At 70.5% G+C, this 16,961-nt stretch carries 14 protein-coding genes; 5 read left to right on the top strand and 9 right to left on the bottom strand.

Annotated elements, in window-relative coordinates; all coding sequences use genetic code 11:
* Window positions 1-63: 63 nt before the first annotated feature.
* Window positions 64-2,295, bottom strand: coding sequence for an MMPL family transporter (locus tag ACFVYE_RS10915; RefSeq protein WP_383961651.1), 2,232 nt, complete (start codon window positions 2,293-2,295; stop codon window positions 64-66).
* 116 nt (window positions 2,296-2,411) lie between these two features.
* Window positions 2,412-2,984 (bottom strand): TetR/AcrR family transcriptional regulator, encoded by a 573-nt coding sequence (locus tag ACFVYE_RS10920; protein WP_383961648.1) that lies wholly within the window; start codon window positions 2,982-2,984, stop codon window positions 2,412-2,414.
* 171 nt (window positions 2,985-3,155) lie between these two features.
* Here ACFVYE_RS10920 and ACFVYE_RS10925 point away from each other — a divergent pair, with 171 nt between their 5' ends.
* Entirely contained in the window at window positions 3,156-6,446 is a 3,291-nt protein-coding gene (locus ACFVYE_RS10925; RefSeq protein WP_389605080.1) for a S41 family peptidase, read from the top strand.
* Between the two features lie 385 nt (window positions 6,447-6,831).
* On the opposite strand, the gene ACFVYE_RS10930 is transcribed toward ACFVYE_RS10925, so the two are convergent.
* Window positions 6,832-7,608, bottom strand: a complete 777-nt coding sequence (locus ACFVYE_RS10930; protein ID WP_383961642.1) for an alpha/beta fold hydrolase — start codon at window positions 7,606-7,608, stop codon at window positions 6,832-6,834.
* Between the two features lie 57 nt (window positions 7,609-7,665).
* Here ACFVYE_RS10930 and ACFVYE_RS10935 point away from each other — a divergent pair, with 57 nt between their 5' ends.
* Window positions 7,666-8,133: a MarR family winged helix-turn-helix transcriptional regulator gene (locus tag ACFVYE_RS10935; RefSeq protein WP_389605082.1), complete on the top strand. Its 468-nt coding sequence runs from the start codon at window positions 7,666-7,668 to the stop codon at window positions 8,131-8,133.
* 267 nt (window positions 8,134-8,400) lie between these two features.
* Window positions 8,401-9,432 carry a threonine/serine dehydratase gene (locus ACFVYE_RS10940; RefSeq protein ID WP_389605084.1) on the top strand — a complete coding sequence of 344 codons (1,032 nt, stop codon included), beginning with the start codon at window positions 8,401-8,403 and terminating at the stop codon, window positions 9,430-9,432.
* 380 nt (window positions 9,433-9,812) lie between these two features.
* On the opposite strand, the gene ACFVYE_RS10945 is transcribed toward ACFVYE_RS10940, so the two are convergent.
* The 4 genes from ACFVYE_RS10945 to ACFVYE_RS10960 all read right to left on the bottom strand — a co-directional run bounded on the left by ACFVYE_RS10945 (window position 9,813) and on the right by ACFVYE_RS10960 (window position 13,509).
* Entirely contained in the window at window positions 9,813-10,064 is a 252-nt protein-coding gene (locus ACFVYE_RS10945) for a hypothetical protein (protein ID WP_389605086.1), read from the bottom strand.
* A gap of 84 nt (window positions 10,065-10,148) precedes the next feature.
* On the bottom strand, window positions 10,149-11,042 hold the full coding sequence (locus tag ACFVYE_RS10950; protein WP_383961633.1) for an SDR family oxidoreductase: 894 nt from the start codon (window positions 11,040-11,042) through the stop codon (window positions 10,149-10,151).
* The gene (locus ACFVYE_RS10955) at window positions 11,039-11,989 is read right to left on the bottom strand and encodes an alpha/beta fold hydrolase (RefSeq protein ID WP_383961630.1); all 951 of its coding nucleotides are present in this window, start codon (window positions 11,987-11,989) and stop codon (window positions 11,039-11,041) included. The genes ACFVYE_RS10950 and ACFVYE_RS10955 overlap by 4 nt, the downstream gene beginning before the upstream one ends.
* Window positions 11,986-13,509 carry a flavin-containing monooxygenase gene (locus tag ACFVYE_RS10960; protein ID WP_383961627.1) on the bottom strand — a complete coding sequence of 508 codons (1,524 nt, stop codon included), beginning with the start codon at window positions 13,507-13,509 and terminating at the stop codon, window positions 11,986-11,988. The genes ACFVYE_RS10955 and ACFVYE_RS10960 overlap by 4 nt, the downstream gene beginning before the upstream one ends.
* Before the next feature lie 168 nt (window positions 13,510-13,677).
* On the opposite strand from ACFVYE_RS10960, the gene ACFVYE_RS10965 reads away from it, so the two are divergent.
* A complete protein-coding gene (locus tag ACFVYE_RS10965; protein ID WP_383961708.1) occupies window positions 13,678-14,328 on the top strand; it encodes a MerR family transcriptional regulator in 651 nt (216 codons plus the stop codon).
* Window positions 14,329-14,414: 86 nt separating this feature from the next.
* Here the strand turns inward: ACFVYE_RS10965 and ACFVYE_RS10970 are convergent, their stop codons facing one another.
* Window positions 14,415-15,230, bottom strand: coding sequence for an exodeoxyribonuclease III (locus ACFVYE_RS10970; protein ID WP_383961624.1), 816 nt, complete (start codon window positions 15,228-15,230; stop codon window positions 14,415-14,417).
* Window positions 15,231-15,279: 49 nt separating this feature from the next.
* On the opposite strand from ACFVYE_RS10970, the gene ACFVYE_RS10975 reads away from it, so the two are divergent.
* Window positions 15,280-15,759 (top strand): GNAT family N-acetyltransferase, encoded by a 480-nt coding sequence (locus tag ACFVYE_RS10975; protein ID WP_383961622.1) that lies wholly within the window; start codon window positions 15,280-15,282, stop codon window positions 15,757-15,759.
* Between the two features lie 21 nt (window positions 15,760-15,780).
* Here the strand turns inward: ACFVYE_RS10975 and ACFVYE_RS10980 are convergent, their stop codons facing one another.
* Complete coding sequence (locus ACFVYE_RS10980; protein WP_389605090.1) at window positions 15,781-16,932, bottom strand: serine hydrolase domain-containing protein; 1,152 nt, start codon at window positions 16,930-16,932, stop codon at window positions 15,781-15,783.
* Window positions 16,933-16,961: the final 29 nt, after the last annotated feature.

A 16,961-nucleotide genomic window follows, 5' to 3' on the forward strand; every position in this document is an offset into this window, starting at 1 on the left:
AGGCAACCGGCGCAGTCCGGGGCCGCGCTCCGCTCAGACGCGGGCCCCGGGGCTCGTAAGGAATCAGACCCGGGCCAGCTCGCGCTCGCCCTGGGCGTCACCGTGACCTTCGCCGTCGGACGGTGCCTCGCCGAGCTCCTTGCGCAGCCCCTCACCCTCCACGTCCACGTTCGGCAGGAGGCGGTCCAGCCAGCGCGGCAGCCACCAGGCGCGCTTGCCGAGCAGGGCGAGGACCGCGGGCACGATCGCCATCCGGACGACGAACGCGTCGAAGAAGACGGCGATGGCGAGCGAGAAGCCGATCATCTTGATCATCTGCTCGCTGGAGCCGATGAAGCCGGCGAAGACCGCCATCATGATCACGGCCGCGGCCGTGACGACCCGGGCGCCGTGCTTGAAGCCGGTGACGATCGCCTGGCCGGGCTTCTCGCCGTGGACGTACGCCTCCCGCATCCGGGTCACGAGGAAGACCTCGTAGTCCATGGCGAGACCGAAGACCACACCCACCATGAAGATCGGCATCATGGACATGATCGGTCCGGTCTGTTCCACGCCGAAGAGCGAGCCGAGCCAGCCCCACTGGAAGACCGCGACGACGGCGCCCAGGGCCGCGACGACCGAGAGCAGGAAGCCGAGGGCCGCCTTCAGCGGCACCAGCACCGACCGGAAGACCAGCATCAGCAGCAGGAAGGCCAGGCCGACGACGAGCGCCAGGTACGGCAGCAGCGCGTCGTTCATCTTCTGCGAGAAGTCGATGTTCATCGCCGTGGAGCCGGTGACCAGGACCTCGGCGCCCGTGTCGGACTTGATGTCCTTGCCCGTGTCACGGATCGCGTGGACCACGTTCTCGGTCTCGGTGGAGCTCGGCCGGTCCTTCGGGACAACGGTGATCATCGCGGTGTCGCCGGCCTTGTTGAACTGGGCCGGGGTGACGGCGACGACGCCCGGGATGCCGGAGATCTCGTCGGAGACCTGCTTGGCGGCGGTCTTGCCGTCGGAGCTGTCCGCGGTGTCGACGACGACCATCAGCGGCCCGTTGAAGCCGGGGCCGAAGCCGTCGGAGAGCAGGTCGTAGGCGCGCCGCTGGGTGGTACTGGTGGGCTGGGAGCCGTCGTCGGGCAGGCCCATCTCCAGGGACGCGGCCGGTACGGCGATCGCACCGAGGCCGATGACTCCGACCAGCAGCACCCACACCGGCTTGCGCAGTACGAACCGCGCCCAGCGGGTGCCCATGTTCGGCTTCGCCTCGGGCCGGCTCTCCGCCTCGGCGGCCTTGCGCGCCTTGCGTCCCATGACCCGCTTGCCCGCGAAGCCCATCAAGGCCGGGACCAGGGTGAGCGCGATGAGGACGGCGATCGCGACCGTGCCGGCCGCGGCGAAGCCCATCTTCGACAGCATCGGGATGTTGACGACCGCGAGGCCGACCAGGGCGATGACGACGGTGAGACCGGCGAAGACGACCGCGGAACCGGCCGTGCCGACGGCCCGTCCGGCCGCTTCCTCACGCTCTCGTCCCTCGGCCAGCTCGGCGCGGTAACGGGAGACGATGAACAGCGCGTAGTCGATGCCGACCGCGAGGCCGATCATCATCGCGAGGGTGGAGGTGGTGGAGCCCAGGTCGAGTACGTTCGCCAGTGCCGTGATCGTCGAGACACCGATGCCGACCCCGATCAGGGCGGTGAGCAGCGGCAGCCCGGCGGCGATCAGCGAGCCGAAGGTGATGACCAGCACCACCGCCGCGATCGCGACACCGATGATCTCGGTGGCCCCGGTCTCCGGCATCACCTGGAGCGCGTCACCGCCGATCTCCACGGTCATCCCGCTCTTCTGCGCCGTGTGGCCCGCGTCCTCGAGGGCGTCCCGGGTCGCGTCGGTCAGCTCCATCGAGTTGACCTTGTAGGACACGGAGACGTACGCCGTGGAACCGTCCTTGCTGACGGCGTTGCCGGTGTACGGGTCGGTGACCGAGGCGATCTGGTCCGAGCCGGACTTCAGCTCGCCGGCGATCTTGTTCACCTCGGCCTTGTTCGCCGGGTCCGTCATCTTCTGGCCGTCGGGGGCCTTGAAGACGACACGTGCGGTCGCGCCGTCGGCGCTGGAGTCGGGGAAGCGCTGTTCCAGCAGGTCAAAGGCCTTCTGCGCCTCCGTACCCGGGATCGAGAAGGAGCTGGAGGTGGCGGTGGACGCGGAGGCCGCGCCGAATCCGGCGAGTGCCAGCAGTGCCACCCAGATCAGGGCGACATAGCGGCGGCGCCGGAAGGCGAGCCGTCCGAGCTTGTAGAGGAATGTGGCCACGGAGACGTACTCCCGGTCAGGTCGTGTGAGTGGAAAAGGGCGTGAGGAACCAGCCCGACGACGAGAGCGGCGTGTCAGGTGGGGCTTGGGGAGGGGACGTGCGAAGGGGACGGAGGTCAGACGCCGAGGGCGGGGAGAATCACGGAGTCGACGTAGTCGGTGAGGAACGCCTGGTCGACCGCGCGGTCCTCGACCAGCTGCCGAGCGGTGAAGGCACCGATCAGCATGTGCGGTACATATTTCAGCGCCGGATGGTCCGGACGCAGTTCACCCCGGTCCACGGCTCGGCGCAGCAGGGTGTCGAGGCCGGTCATCTCCGGCTCGATCAGCAGTTCGCGCAGGGCCTGGAGCAGATCGGGATTGTTGTGGACGGCATGGCTCAGGCCCCGCATCAGCGCGGAGTTCTTCTCCATCTGGCAGTCGTCGCTGCGGCTCAGTGCGGCGTGGAAGTCGCCGCGCAGCGATCCGGTGTCGATCTCTGCGAGGGACACCGGCTTGTCGTGCCGCAGGGCCTTGACGACCAGCTCGGGCTTGCTCCCCCACTGGCGGTAGAGGGTGGCCTTGCTGGAACGGGTGCGGGCGGCGATGGCATCCATGGTCAGGGCGTCGTAGCCGACCTCGCGGAGCAGGTCGAGCACGGCGGCGTACAGCTCGCTCTCGCGCTCGGGCGTGAGCCGGGTGCGCACCATGTGACGACCTCCTGTTCGCGCTTCTGTTCGTGACTCCCGTACAGCAGTCAATCGAACGAAACTGTTTCGTACACCTCGACGGTACTCCGCCCGTCCAGCGAAACGAAATCGTTTCGCTTGTGTTCCGCACCACAAGTTGCCGGGGCCCTCCAGCGCGGAAAGCATTGGAGGGTGAGTGACGACGTCGCGTATCTCCGTTTCCCGCACCTCCACGAGGATCTGCTCTGCTTCGCGGCCGAGGACGACCTCTGGGTCGCTCCCCTCGCTGCCGAGGGGCAGCGGCCCGGCCGCGCGTGGCGGGTGACCGTCGACCGGACCAGAGTCAGCCACCCACGGTTCTCCCCGGACGGGAGCCGTATCGCGTACACGACCTGGCGCAGCCTCGACCCCGAGATCCATCTCGCGCCGGTCGGGGGCGGCCCGGCCCGCCGGCTCACCTACTGGGGGTCGACGGACGCCCGGGTCTGCGGCTGGACCCCCGATCCGGGGGACGCCTCCCAGATCCTCGCCGTGTCCTCGCACAATCAGCCGTTCTCGTACTTCTCCTGGGCCTACTCCGTCTCCACGGACGGCGGCCCCGGCGGCAAGCTGCCCTGGGGGCCGGTCTCCGACATCGCGGTCGCCGAAATCGACGGCGAGCGGCGCACCCTGCTGCTCACCGGCAAGCCGCCGCACGAGCCGGCCGCGTGGAAGCGGTACCGGGGCGGCGCGATGGGGCGGCTGTGGCTGCACGGCAAGCGGCTGCTCCCGGGCATCGGCGGCCACCTCGACTCGCCCATGTTCGTCGGCGGCCGGATCGCGTTCCTCTCCGACCACGAGGGCGTCGGCAATCTGTACTCCTGCCTGCCCGACGGCAGCGATCTGCGCCGCCACACGGATCACGACGCCTTCTACGCCCGGCACGCGTCCAGCGACGGCAGCCGGGTCGTCTACCAGTGCGCGGGCGATGTGTGGCTGGTGGACGACCTGGAGTCGCCGGACGCGGTGCCGCGGAAGCTGGAGGTACGGCTCGGCGGGCCGCGCGCCGGACGGCGTACGTACCAGGTACCGGCCGCCAGCAATGTCGACTCGCTGTCCGTGGACGAGACGGGCCGGGCCAGCGCCGTCTCCGTACGCGGCAGCCTGTACTGGCTCACCCATCGCGACGGCCCCGCCCGGACGATCTCCGACACCCCGGGGGTCCGGGTCCGGCTGCCCGAGATGCTCGGCAGCGGCGGCCAGGTCGCCTACGTCACGGACGCGGACGGCGAGGACGCGATCGAGATCGCCTACCTGCCGCGTGCCAGCGGCGACCGCGAGCCGCGCCGGCTGGCCTCCGGGCAGGTCGGCAGGGTCCAGGAGCTGATCTCCGACCCGGACGGCGAGCGCCTGGCGATCGCCACGAACGACGGGCGGCTGCTGCTCCTGGACACGGACGAGGAGGAATCCACCGGCGAACCCACCGAACTGATCCGCTCCGTCAACGGCCCGGTCCGCGACATGGCGTTCTCACCGGACGGCGCCTGGCTGGCCTGGTCGCACCCCGGGATCGGCCGTTCGCTGCGCCAGATCAAACTGGCGCGCATCCTGGGGTCCGGCGCTCCGGTGATCGTCGATGTCACCAACGGCCGCTTCGAGGACGAGAATCCCGTCTTCACGGGCGACGGGCGCTATCTCGCCTTCCTCTCCTGGCGCGGTTTCGACCCGGTGTACGACGTGCACACCGGGGACCTCTCCTTTCCGCTGGGCTGCCGCCCGTATCTGGTGCCGCTCTCCTCGGCCACGCCCTCCCCGTTCGCGCTGTCTCCGGAGGGACGCCCGGCGGCGGGCGGTCTCGATCCGGCGGACGACGTTCCCGACACCGGTACGGGCGAGGGGCCGTCGACGGTCACGGTCGAGTTCGAAGGACTGGAGAACCGGGTGACGCCCTTCCCGGTCTCCGCGTCGAAGTACTCGGCCCTTCATCCGGTGAGCGGCGGCGGGCTCGTCTGGCTGCGCTGGCCGATCTCGGGCGCGCTCGGCGAGACGTTCGCCAACCCGGCGGACATGTCGGGCCGCCCCACGCTCGAACACTTCAACATCTCCAAGGCCAGGAAGACCGAACTCGTCGGACATCTGGACTGGTTCGCGGTCAGCGGCGACGCGACGCGGCTGGTCGTCATGGACGAGGGCGAGCTGCGCGCCGTCCCCGCCACCGAGATCGGCGACAGCGACTCGACGGTCTATATCGACCTGCGCCGCATCCTGCACGAGGTCGACCCGGGGGCGGAGTGGCGGCAGGCGTACGGGGAGGGAGGCCGCATCATCCGCTCGTACTTCTGGGAACCGGACATGTGCGGCATCGACTGGGACGGCGTGCTCGACCAGTACCGCCCGCTGGTCGAACGGGTCGCCTCCCCCGACGAGTTCGCCGATCTGATGCGCGAGGTCCTGGGCGAACTGGGCACCTCGCACGCGTATGTGGCACCGGCCCGCCGCAACGAGGGCCCGCCGCACTACCAGCGGGCGATCGGGCTGCTCGGCGCGAACCTGCTGTGCCGGGACGGCGACTGGACGATCCGGCGCATCCTGCCCGGTGACTCCTCCGACTCCAAGGCCCGTTCGCCGCTGGCCGGTACGGGCATCCGGGAGGGCGCGGTCCTCACCCATATCGACGGCCGCCCGGTCGACCCGGTGACGGGCCCGTACCCCCTCCTCTCCGCAGCGGGCGGCACCACGGTCGAACTCACTTTCCGGACACCCGGCAACGGGGGCCACTCCCGCCGGGTCGCGATCGTCCCTCTGGTCGACGAACGGCCTCTGCGCTACCAGGACTGGGTGGCCAAACGCCGCGATGTCGTAAGGAAGTTGAGCGGCGGCAAGTGCGGGTATCTGCACATCCCCGACATGGGCGGCTCGGGCTGGGCCCAGTTCAACCGGGACCTGCGCATGGAGGTCTCCCGCCCGGCCCTGATCGTCGACGTACGCGGCAACGCGGGCGGCCACATCAGCGAGTTGGTGGTCGAGAAGCTCACCCGCACGATCCTCGGCTGGGACCTGACGCGCAACGCCCAGCCGGTCAGTTACGCCTCCAACGCCCCCCGGGGCCCGGTGGTCGCCCTGGCCGACGAGGCGACGTCCTCCGACGGCGACATGATCACCGCCGTGTTCCGCCTGCTGAAACTGGGCCCGGTGGTGGGCCAGCGGACGTGGGGCGGCGTCGTCGGCATGACCGGCCGGCACCGGTTGGGTGACGGCACGGTGATCACGGTGCCGATGAACGCGGCCTGGTTCGACACGTACGGCTGGTCGGTCGAGAACTACGGCGTCGAACCGGACCTGGAGGCCCTGCGCACCCCGCTCGACTGGGCCGAGGGCCGGTACGCGGTGCTGGACGACGCGGTGCGGGTGGCGCTGGACCTCCTGGACGCGCATCCGGCGGCGGTCCCTCCGACCTACGAGTCGGTCCCGGACCGGCGGCGTCCGCCCCTGCCGCCACGGTAACCGGCCCCCCGTGCCGAACGGTCGGGGACGACGGGACGGGCTCCCTGTTCCGAGCCCCACACCTGCACGAGCGATCTGTCTCACGCACTGTCACAGCGGTTCATCACGCGGTGCCTTGCGATCGTGAAGGAGGTGCCGGGTGCAGGTTCTGGCGTCTTCTCCGTCCTGAGCGCGTACCGTCCACCGCGCACCCGCCGTCCGGCCGCCCGCGCGAAGCAGACCCCCGCCCTTCTTCGCGCGGGCGGTCCAGGCGGTTCCGGAAACATGGCGGGCCGCAAGCCTTTGCCCGGCCCCGGCCCCTCGACCAGAGGCCGGACGACCGGCCGTCATACCCTTCTGAAGCGACTCCTGCTCCTTCCCGTCCATTGCCGCCGGCTCGGCGCGATCACACCGTGCGGAGGAAGTCCTCAAGGGTCGTGTTGAAGACGTCCGGGCGTTCCACGTTGGGGTAGTGGGCGGTCCCCTCGATCGACATCGCGCGGCCGTCGACGACGGTGCGGGTGAGGCGTTCGGCCATACCGATGTGATCCGGTGAATCGAGGGCGCCGTTGACGGCCAGCACGGGGACATCGATCCCGACGGCACGTTCCCAGGTGTCGTGAATCGGAACGAGTCGGTTGGGCTCGTCAGGGGTGTGCTTGGACAGCGTGCCCCGCGTCATCCCGCGCAGGCGGCCGACGGCCTCGGGGTCGAGGTCGTCGAGACTGCGGTGCGGGCCCGCGGCGAAGAGCGTGAACGCCTCGACCGAGGCGTCCAGGTCACCGGCGGCCATCGCGGCCTGCCACGCGGCCCAGGTGCCGGTGGTCCAGGGATCGGTGAAGTAGGGCTCACTGGTCCCGGCGCCGCAGACGACCACGGCGCTGACCAGGTCCGGGTGCTCCAGCGCGGTGTCGACCGCGACGGCGGCGCCCATGGAGACGCCCGCCAGGACCGCCGGACCGGTGTCCAGGTGGCGCAGCAGCGCAGCGAGATCATCGGTGTGCCGGAACGGCGCGGCAGCATTGGCGGACCGTCCGTGGCCGCGGGCGTCCGGCGCGATGACGCGGTACCGCGGAGCGAAGAACGGGATCTGGTCGTCCCACATCGTGTGATCCAGGAAGCCGCCGTGCAGCAGGACGAGGGGACGGCCGGTGCCGGTGTCGAGCCAGAACAGATCATTCATGACAACCAAGGTGTCATCCTCGCGACAGAATGACAACCGCGGTGTCATCATGGTGGAGTGAGCGAGACAGACCGGGACCGCGCGTCCGAAGAGCAGATCGACCGGCTGACCGAGGTGTTCGACCTGGTGGGGCCGCTGTACCGGCGTACCCAGCGCAAGGTGGAGCAGGACGTGTCCGTCCAGGGGTTGTCGGTGGGGGTGCGGGCCGTGCTGAGTCTGCTGCGCGAGCACGGGCCCATGACCGTTCCCGAGATGGGCCGGGCCCAGGCGTTGAGCCGCCAGTTCGTGCAGCGCATGGTCAACGACGCGACGGCTCTGGGGTTCGTCGAGTCCACACCCAATCCGGCCCACAAGCGGTCGTCCCTCAACCGGCTGACCAAGCAGGGCCGGTCGGCCATCACGGCCGTGATCGACCGTGAACGCGCGATTCTGAGCCAGGCGGAGGGCGACCTCACCGGCGCCGAGGTCGATGCCTGCCTCCAGGTCCTCTCCCGTCTCCTCGACCTCATGGGCGACGACGACTGACGAGCCGGGCCGCCCAGCGGTGGCCGCTCCGCTTCCGGACGACCTGCGACACCCGCACCCGGCGGCCCGTGCGCAGCAGACCCCCGTCCTTCTTCACCCGAGCCGACTGACCTGGGGGGACGCGGCCCGCCGTGAAGGTTCGGCGGGTCCGTGGGACCGGGACGACGGGACGGCGGCCATGGTGTACTGGCCGGGTTTGGAGGCCCGAACCGTTCCGTCGGCCGGCTCGTCACCCGGCCGCGATCCTCTCTCGGCAGGAGCAACGACGTGCACCAGCTCACGTACGACGACATCAAGGCCGCCACTGACCGGATCACCGGACACATCCGCCCGGTCACCGTCGCCCCCGTCGACCCGGGAACGATCCGCGCAGCTCAGGGCGGCCTCCTCGACGCCCGGTCCGAGGAGCCCTGCGAGGTCTGGTTCGCGCTGGAGTTCATGCAGCACACCGGCTCCTTCAAAGCGCGCGGCGCACAGAACTTCATCCAGGCCCACCGCGAGGCAGGCACCCTGCCGAGCGCCGGCGTGACCATCGCCTCCGGCGGCAACGCCGGCCTGGCCTGTGCGTGGGCCGCCCAGCAGCAGGGCGTGCGAGCCACGGTGTTCCTGCCGACCGTCGCCCCGGCGGTGAAGGTGGCCCGGCTCCGCGACCTCGGGGCGGACGTGCGGGTCGTCGGCGCGGAGTACGCCGCAGCCCTTGAAGCGTGTGCGGAGTTCGCCGCCTCGTCCGGCGCGCTCGCCGCCCACGCCTACGACCACCCGCTGATCGCCGCCGGGGCCGGCACCCTGCTGGAGGAGATCCACTCCCAAATCCCCGGCCTGGACACCGTGGTGGTCTCGGCCGGCGGCGGCGGCCTGTTCGCCGGCGTCGCCACCGCCGCCGGACACCACGGAATCCGCACGGTCGCCGTCGAGCCGGAGAACTGCCGGGCGCTGAACGCCGCCATCGAGGCCGGTCGCCCGGTCGACGTCCCCGTCGACTCGGTCGCCATCGACTCCCTCGGCGCCCGCCGCGCCACCGCACTGGCCCTGGAGGCCGCCCGCGGGGACGACGTCCGCTCCGTCCTCGTACCGGACGGCGAAATCGTCCGTGCCCGACAGGAGTTGTGGGACCACCACCGCGTGGCCGTCGAGCACGCTGCCGCCACCGCACTGGCCGCGCTCACCGTTCCAAACCTCCCGACCGGGCCGAGCGCACCGAGCCTCGGCTACCGGCCGGGCAGCGGCGAGCGAGTCGCCGTCGTGCTGTGCGGGGCGAACACCGACCCGAGCGACCTGGTGCAGACGACCGGAAGCTGACACCCGGTCGTCTGCATGGACCGGCCTGCCCGTGCCCCGCACCGCGTCACGCAACCTGTCGTACGGCACAGTGCTACGTCAGGTCCCGGGGATGTCGCACGTTCCGCAACAGGCCCGCACGGGCCGGTGTCCGCGCGTGGTGCCGGAAGTACCGGGGCGAGAAGCGGTGGCACCGAACATCCGGTCTTCGGTTCCGGCGCCCAGCGGCAGACCATGTCGCGGGCGCCCACGGGCAGACCGTCCAGCAATCCGACGCGCCCGCCCCGCGATTCGCGGCGGGCACCCCGAGTCCGGAAGGCCTGATCCGCGCCACGCGAAAGGGGCGCGCCCGGAGACCCGGGCACGCCCCTCACAGACAACGCGCAGAGTCGCGAAACGCGTCAGCGGTCGAACTTCTCGCGGACGTCGCGCGTCGTCGACTGGGCCTTGTTACGGCCCTGCTGCGACGTCGTCGAGGCCCGCCCGGACGCGCCCTGCGCCCGCTCCCGACCCTGGTTCCGAGCCTCGCCGCGGCCCTCGCGGCCCTCGCGGCCCTCGTGGCCCTCGCGGCCCTCGCGGCCCTCGCTCTGGTTGCGCTTCGCCTGGTCGGCGAGCTCCTGCGCCTTGTCCTTGAACTGGTCTGCAATACCCATGCTGTTCACTCCTAGTGGTGCGTGGGGAACGGCCTGTAGCGGCCTCAACCAGAGTGACACGCCCGGACATTCATCGCATTTCGATCACTTACTCTGCGTACGCACCGCCCGCGCGTCCTGGTCAGCCGCGCCTCCGGCGCCCACGAGTCCCTTGCTCACGCCCTCCAGCCGCGCCCCGAACCGCCGCATCTCGCGCTGTCCGACGACACCGATCACCGCAGGGAGGTAGCCCCGCACGGACTGCATCCCACGCAGCCACCACTGCGCGTACACATGTGCCGACCGCCGCTCGATACCGGCCACGATCCGGTCGACCGCCGGGCCCAGCGGGTACGTACGGTTCGACGGCCAGGGCAGCCGCTGCCGCAGTTCCCGCATCACGTCGTCCTGGTCGGCGCCCCGCACCATGTCCGTGTCGGTCCAGGACAGATAGCCGACCCCGACCTTCACGCCGCGGTAGCCGACCTCGGCCCGCAGGCTGTGCGCGAACGCCTCGACCCCCGACTTGGACGCGCAGTACGCGGTCATCATCGGCGCCGGCGTCATCGCGGCGAGCGAGGCGATCTGCAGGAAGTACCCGCGGCTCTCCATGAGCACCGGCAGGAACGCCCGCCCCGTCACCGCGCCGCCGATCAGATTGACCTCGATGACCCGACGCCACGCCTCCGGGTCCGAGTCGACGAACGGACCGCCCGACGCGACTCCGGCGTTGGCGACGACGACGTCGACCTTCCCGAACCGCTCCTTGACCTGCCCGGCGACGCGCGCCATCGCCTCGTGGTCGGTGACATCCGCGAACCAGTGGTCGCTCTCCGAATGCAGCCGCTCGGAGACCTTCTTCAGCTCGTCCGGTTCCAGGCCGACCAGCGCCAGCTTGGCGCCGCGCGCCGAGAGCTTGCGCGCCAGCAGTTCGCCCACGCCACGCGCCGCGCCCGTGACGACGACGACCTGTCCTTCGAGACTCCGCCTGTCGCTCATGCGACATCCTCCTTCTCGGCCGTACCGTCCACGCTGTCCGCGCCGCCTGCCGGGACGTACGCGGTGACGAGCTCCCGGATCTTCTCGGTGACCGCCTCCGGCGCCTCCACCGGTGTCATGTGGCCCATGCCCGCCAGCTCGGTGAGCCCCAGGCAGTCAGGCAGCGCCGCCGCGATGGCACGGGCGTGCACGAGCGGCGTCAGCCGGTCCTCCGTACCCGCGATCACCGCCGTGGGCACCCGCAACTCCCGTACCCCCGCGTCGAGATCGAGCTCCGCGAGGACATGCCCCCAGGCGACTCTGGCCGCCCGCGGGCACGCGTGCACGATCCTGGCGCAGATCTCGACCCTTTCGGGTGCCGAACCCGCTCCCATCGTGGCGTACTTGAGCATCCGCCTGGAGACCGGCGTGACCGGCCCGAGCGGGGCACGCGCCCCGAGAATCGCGCGGGTCATCCGGGTACGGACGGCCCCGGCCCGCAACGGCACCACCAGCGACTCGGCGATCAGCCGCGAACTGCCTGTGCTGCACAGCAGTACGGCGGCCGCGTGCTCACGCAGCCCGGGCCGCCGCGAGGCGGCCATCATCGTCATCCCGCCCATGGAGTGCCCGGCGAGCACGGCCCGCTCGCCCGGTTCGAGGGCGACGGCCAGCACCGCTTCGAGGTCGTCGGCGAGGGCGTTCGCGCTGTACCCGTCGCGGCCGACCGCGGGCGAACGGCCGTGGCCCCGCTGGTCGTAGACGACGACCTGGTGGTCCACCGCAAGGTCCCGGATCTGCGCGGCCCAGAAGTGGGTGTTGCAGGTCCAGCCGTGCGACAGGACCACCGCGGGGGCGCCGTCCTGCCCGTGCACCTCGACATGGATCCGGGCGCCGTCGGCGGAGATCGCGGTCAGCTCGCGCGCGGGGACCGGCGGGGCGTCGTCGCGCCGCAGCAGCCGGCTCATCCCACGATCTCCTCGACGACGGACCGCTCGGGGGCAGCGGCCTGCTTCGGTACCCGGACGACCTCGTACTCCGCGAGGTCGACCGACCGCGTCACCTTGCGGAGCTCGGAAGTGGTGCCCGGCCAGGCCGTCGTGTTGCGACCGTTGGCGTCCAGGTACCAACTGGTGCAGCCACCGGTGTTCCACACGGTGCGCTTCATCCGCTCCTGCACGCGGCGGTTCCAGGCCCCGACCGCCGAGGGCCGCGCGTCGAGTGCGACACGGCCGCCCAGTACGTTCAGCTGGCGCAGATAGTCGGCCATGTAGTTCAGCTGGGACTCGATCACGAGGATCATCGAGGAGTTCCCGAGCCCCGTGTTGGGGCCGATGATCGTCATCCAGTTGGGAAAGCCGGTCACGCTCGCACCGCGCAGCGCCTGCATGCCGTCCTTCCAGGATTCTGCGAGCGTGATGCCTTCCGCGCCCACCACCCTGTCGGCGATCGGCATGTCGGTCACATGGAAGCCGGTGCCGAAGATGATCGCGTCGACCTCGGTCTCCGTGCCGTCGGAGGCGACGACCGTGGAGCCGCGCACCTCGGCCAGACCGGAGGCGACCACCTCCACATTGGGCCGGGCGAGCGCCGGGTAGTAGGCGCTGGAGAGCAGGATGCGCTTGCAGCCGATGCGGTACGAGGGGGTCAGCTTGGCCCGCAGCGCCGGGTCCTTGATGGACCGCGCCATGTTGGACTTGGCTATCGTCTCGACCAGGCCCAGCTCGTTCGGGCGCTTGGTGAAGGCGCTGACCTGCAACTCCCGTATGCCCCAGAGCAGTCCGCGGCGCGCGGTGCCGGTGAAGGGGAGCGTGCGGTGCAGCCAGCGCTCGGCGCCGCTGATCCTGCGGTCCATGCGCGGCATGACCCACGGCGGGGTCCGCTGGAAGAGCGTCAGCCTGGCGGCCTTCGGCTGGATCGAGGGCACGATCTGGATGGCGGAGGCTCCGGTGCCGATCATCGCGACGCGCTTGCCGGTCAGGTCGTAGTCGTGGTCCCAGCGGGCCGAGTGGAAGACCTTGCCGGGGAAGCCGTCGAGCCCGGGTATGTCCGGCATCTTCGGGTCGGAGAGCGGACCGGTCGCGGAGACGACGACATCGGCGGTGAACATGGCCCCGCCCGCGGTCTCGATGACCCAGTGGAGCTCGTCGCGCTCCCAACGCATCATCGTCACTTCATGGCCCAGCCTGATGTGCGGGCGCAGCCCGAAGGTGTCCGCGACATGCTCCAGGTAGGCACGGATGTGCTCCTGCCCGGAAAAGGTGCGCGGCCACTCGGGGTTGGGGGCGAACGAGAACGAGTAGAGGTGGGACGGTACGTCGCAGGCGCAGCCCGGATAGCTGTTGTCACGCCAGGTGCCGCCGACGGAGTCGGCCCGTTCCAGGACGACGAAGTCCGTGATGCCTTCGCGGCGCAGCCGGACCGCGGCCCCGAGGCCCCCGAATCCGGATCCGATCACCGCCACTCGTACGTGCTCGTGCTGGGCCATGCTGCCGCCTCCCGCGGTACGTCACACGACTCTGCCAGCAATCACTGGCATTGTTGGGAGGGTAGAACAGCTCCGTACCGATGGGTAGGGGTGCGACAAGGGAAAGTTACCGGCGGTACAACATAGGGTGCGGGTGTGGCTGAAGGACGCGAGCACCGTGAATACCGGATGGAAGAGCTGGCCAGGGAGGCCGGCATCCCCGTGCGGACCGTGCGCTTCTACCGGGAGCGCGGCCTGATCTCGCCACCCCGCCGCGAGGGGCGCATCGCCTGGTACGACGACCACCACCTGGCCCGCCTGCGCACCATCGCGGGCCTGCTGGAGCGCGGCCACACCCTCACCGGCATCGCCGATCTCGCCCGCACCTTCGAGAGCGGCCGCGATGTCGCCGAGGTGCTGGGCCTGGGCGAACCGACCGAGGAAACCCCGATCCGCCTCACCCCCGAACAACTCGCGGACTACTTCGAGGGCGAGGTCACCCCGGAGAATCTGGCCGCTGCCCTCGACCTGGGTTATCTGGCCACCGACGGCGACGAGATCGTCCACATCAGCCGACGCCTCCTGGAGGTGTCGGCGGAGCTGGTGCGGGAAGGGGTGCCGCTCGCCACGGTGCTCTCGGCCGGCCGCCGGGTCCGCGAGCACGCGGACGCGCTCGCCGAACTCTTCGCGGGCGCCCTCGAAGCCCACAGCGACGTAATGGAACCGCCCCAACTGCGCCCACTGGCCCGTGCGGTGGTGGACGCCGAGCTCTCCATGGCCCTGGACCGCCGCCTGCGCCGCGAGAACACCGGCCGCCCGCCGCGGGGACCCGCCTCCTGACAGGACGGGCCAAGGACCCTGCCACCCGCCCCGCCCCCCTGAACACGCCCGGCGAAGGGGCCCCGATCAGCGCGCCCCCGCACGCCCTACAGGTCGAAGACCACCGTCACCGGCGCATGATCGCTCCACCGCTCGCCGTGCGTCGCGGCCCGCTCGACCCAGCCCTTCACCGCACGCCCGGCCAGCCCCGGCGTCGCCACCTGATAGTCGATCCGCCATCCCGTGTCGTTGTCGAAGGCCCGCCCGCGGTAGGACCACCACGAGTACGGCCCCTCCTCCTCCGGGTGCAGCGCCCGTACGACATCGACGTACTCGGCCTCGTCGAAGACCCGGGTCAGCCACTCCCGCTCCTCGGGGAGGAAGCCGGAGTTCTTCTTGTTGCCCTTCCAGTTCTTCAGGTCGGCCTCCTGGTGGGCGATGTTCCAGTCACCGCACACCACGACCTCACGGCCGTCGGCCGCCGCCCGCTTCCTGAGACCCTTCAGATACGGGAGGAACGCGGCCATGAACCGTTCCTTCTCGTCCTGCTTCTCCGTGCCGACCTCGCCGGAGGGCAGATACAGGCTCGCGACCGTGACACCGGGCAGGTCGACCTCGATGTAGCGACCGCTCGCGTCGAACTCCTCGCTCCCGGCGCCCCCGAAGCCGCCGAACCCGATCTGCACGCGCTCGGGCGCCCGCCGCGAGTAGAGGGAGACACCGGCCCGCCCCTTGGCGGCGGCCGGCGCATGCACGGTGTGCCAGCCCTCGGGGTCGCGCACCTCGTCGGGCAGTTGGTGCGGCTCGGCCCGCACCTCCTGCAGGCAGATCACATCGGCTTCGGTCCGGGCCAGCCACTCGACGAAGCCCTTCTTGGCGGCGGCACGGAGCCCATTCACATTGACGCTGGTCACAGTGAGCATTACGGCACGATACCGACAACCAGTTACGCATACATGTACTATATTCCGCATGAATATCCACCCTCGGCCCTTCGATCACGCCGATGCCGTCAAACTCAACGACCAGGTGCAGCTCGAATACGCCGAGCGATACGGCGACGAGGGCGATGTCACACCGCTCGACGCGTCGATGTTCGAGCCACCGAACGGTCTGTATCTCCTCGCCTACGATGCGCAGGACCGCCCGGTCGCCACCGGCGGCTGGCGCTCGCAGGAGCAGAACGACGAGGGCTACTCCGACGGAGACGCCGAGATCAAGCGGATGTTCGTGATACCCGAGGGCCGCGGCAACGGGCTGGCGCGCCGCATCCTGGCCGCCCTGGAGGCCGACGCGCGGGCGGCGGGCCGTAGTCGCATGGTGCTGGAGACCGGGGACAAGCAGCCCGAGGCGATCGCGCTGTACACGACCAGCGGTTACACCTCATGCGAGAAATTCGGCCACTACCGCACGTACGAGAACAGCATCTGCTTCGCGAAGCCGCTGCAGTAGCAGATCTCACCGCCCCGGGCCTCAGGCCTCGGCCGCGTACCGCCAGAACTCCCGCATGACCGCGGGCGGGGTCGGTCCGGCCATTTCCAGCTGCGTGAGCAGGACGGCGACGGTGCCGGTGGACGGAATGAGGTGCGCCGTCGTTCCGGTGCCGCCCACCCAGCCGTAGCGTCCCGGTACGTTCCAGGGATCGATGGCCTCGACATCGACCGAGCCGCCGAAGCCCCAGCCCTGCCCCTCCAGGAACAGCGTGCTGTCGTCGCGCTGCGCCTGCGTCAGATGGTCGGTGGTCATCTGCCGCACCGACTCGGCCGACAGCAGCCCGCGTCCGTCGGCACTGCCCTCGGCGAGCAGCATCCGGGCGAAGGAGTACCAGTCGTCCACGGTCGAGACCAGTCCGCCGGCACCGGACGGAAACGCCGGCACGCTGCTCCACTGCCCGTCGGGCGCGTCGACCAGTTGGAGACCGCCGCCCTCCGGGTCGGTCCGGTAGTAGCTGGTGAATCGGTCGATCTTGTCGGCCGGTACCGCGAAACCGGTGTCGGCCATGCCCAGCGGCGCGAACAGTCGCTCGGCCAGGAACTCGGGCAACGGCCGGCCCGAGACCCTGGCGATCAGCACGCCCAGGATGTCGGAGCAGGTGTTGTACAGCCAGGCCTCGCCCGGCTGGTGCAGCAGCGGAATGCGGGACAAGGTGGCCATCCACACGTCCGGCGCCTCGATGAGCCGGGGCTGCGGCGGTCCTTGCTTCAGCTCGCTGAACAGCAGTCCGACCACCGGCAGCGAGAAGTCGGACGGGAATCCGCACCCGGCCCGGAAGGTGAGCAGATCGGCCACCGTGATCGCCCTGACAGCCGGTACCACGTCGTCGACCGGGGAGGCCGGGGTGCGGACCACCTTCGGTGCCGCCAGTTCCGGCAGCCACTGCCCGACCGGGTCGTCCAGCGCGATCCGGCCGTCCTCGACCAGCATCATGACGGCCGCGGCGATGACGGGCTTGGTGATGGATGCGATGCGGAAGATCGAGTCCCTGGCCATCGGGGCCGTGCCGTCCGCATCGGCACAGCCGACCGCCGTCACCTCGACCCGGTCACCATGGGCGACCAGGCCCACGGCTCCCGGCGCCGCCCCGCCGCCGACATGCTTCTCCAGGAGATCGCGCAGATTGCTCATCGGTCCACCCTCTCGCTGGTGCGCTCAGA

Origin of the sequence: Streptomyces sp. NPDC058239, from assembly GCF_042882185.1 — a bacterium.
In the GTDB taxonomy this organism is placed as follows: domain Bacteria; phylum Actinomycetota; class Actinomycetes; order Streptomycetales; family Streptomycetaceae; genus Streptomyces.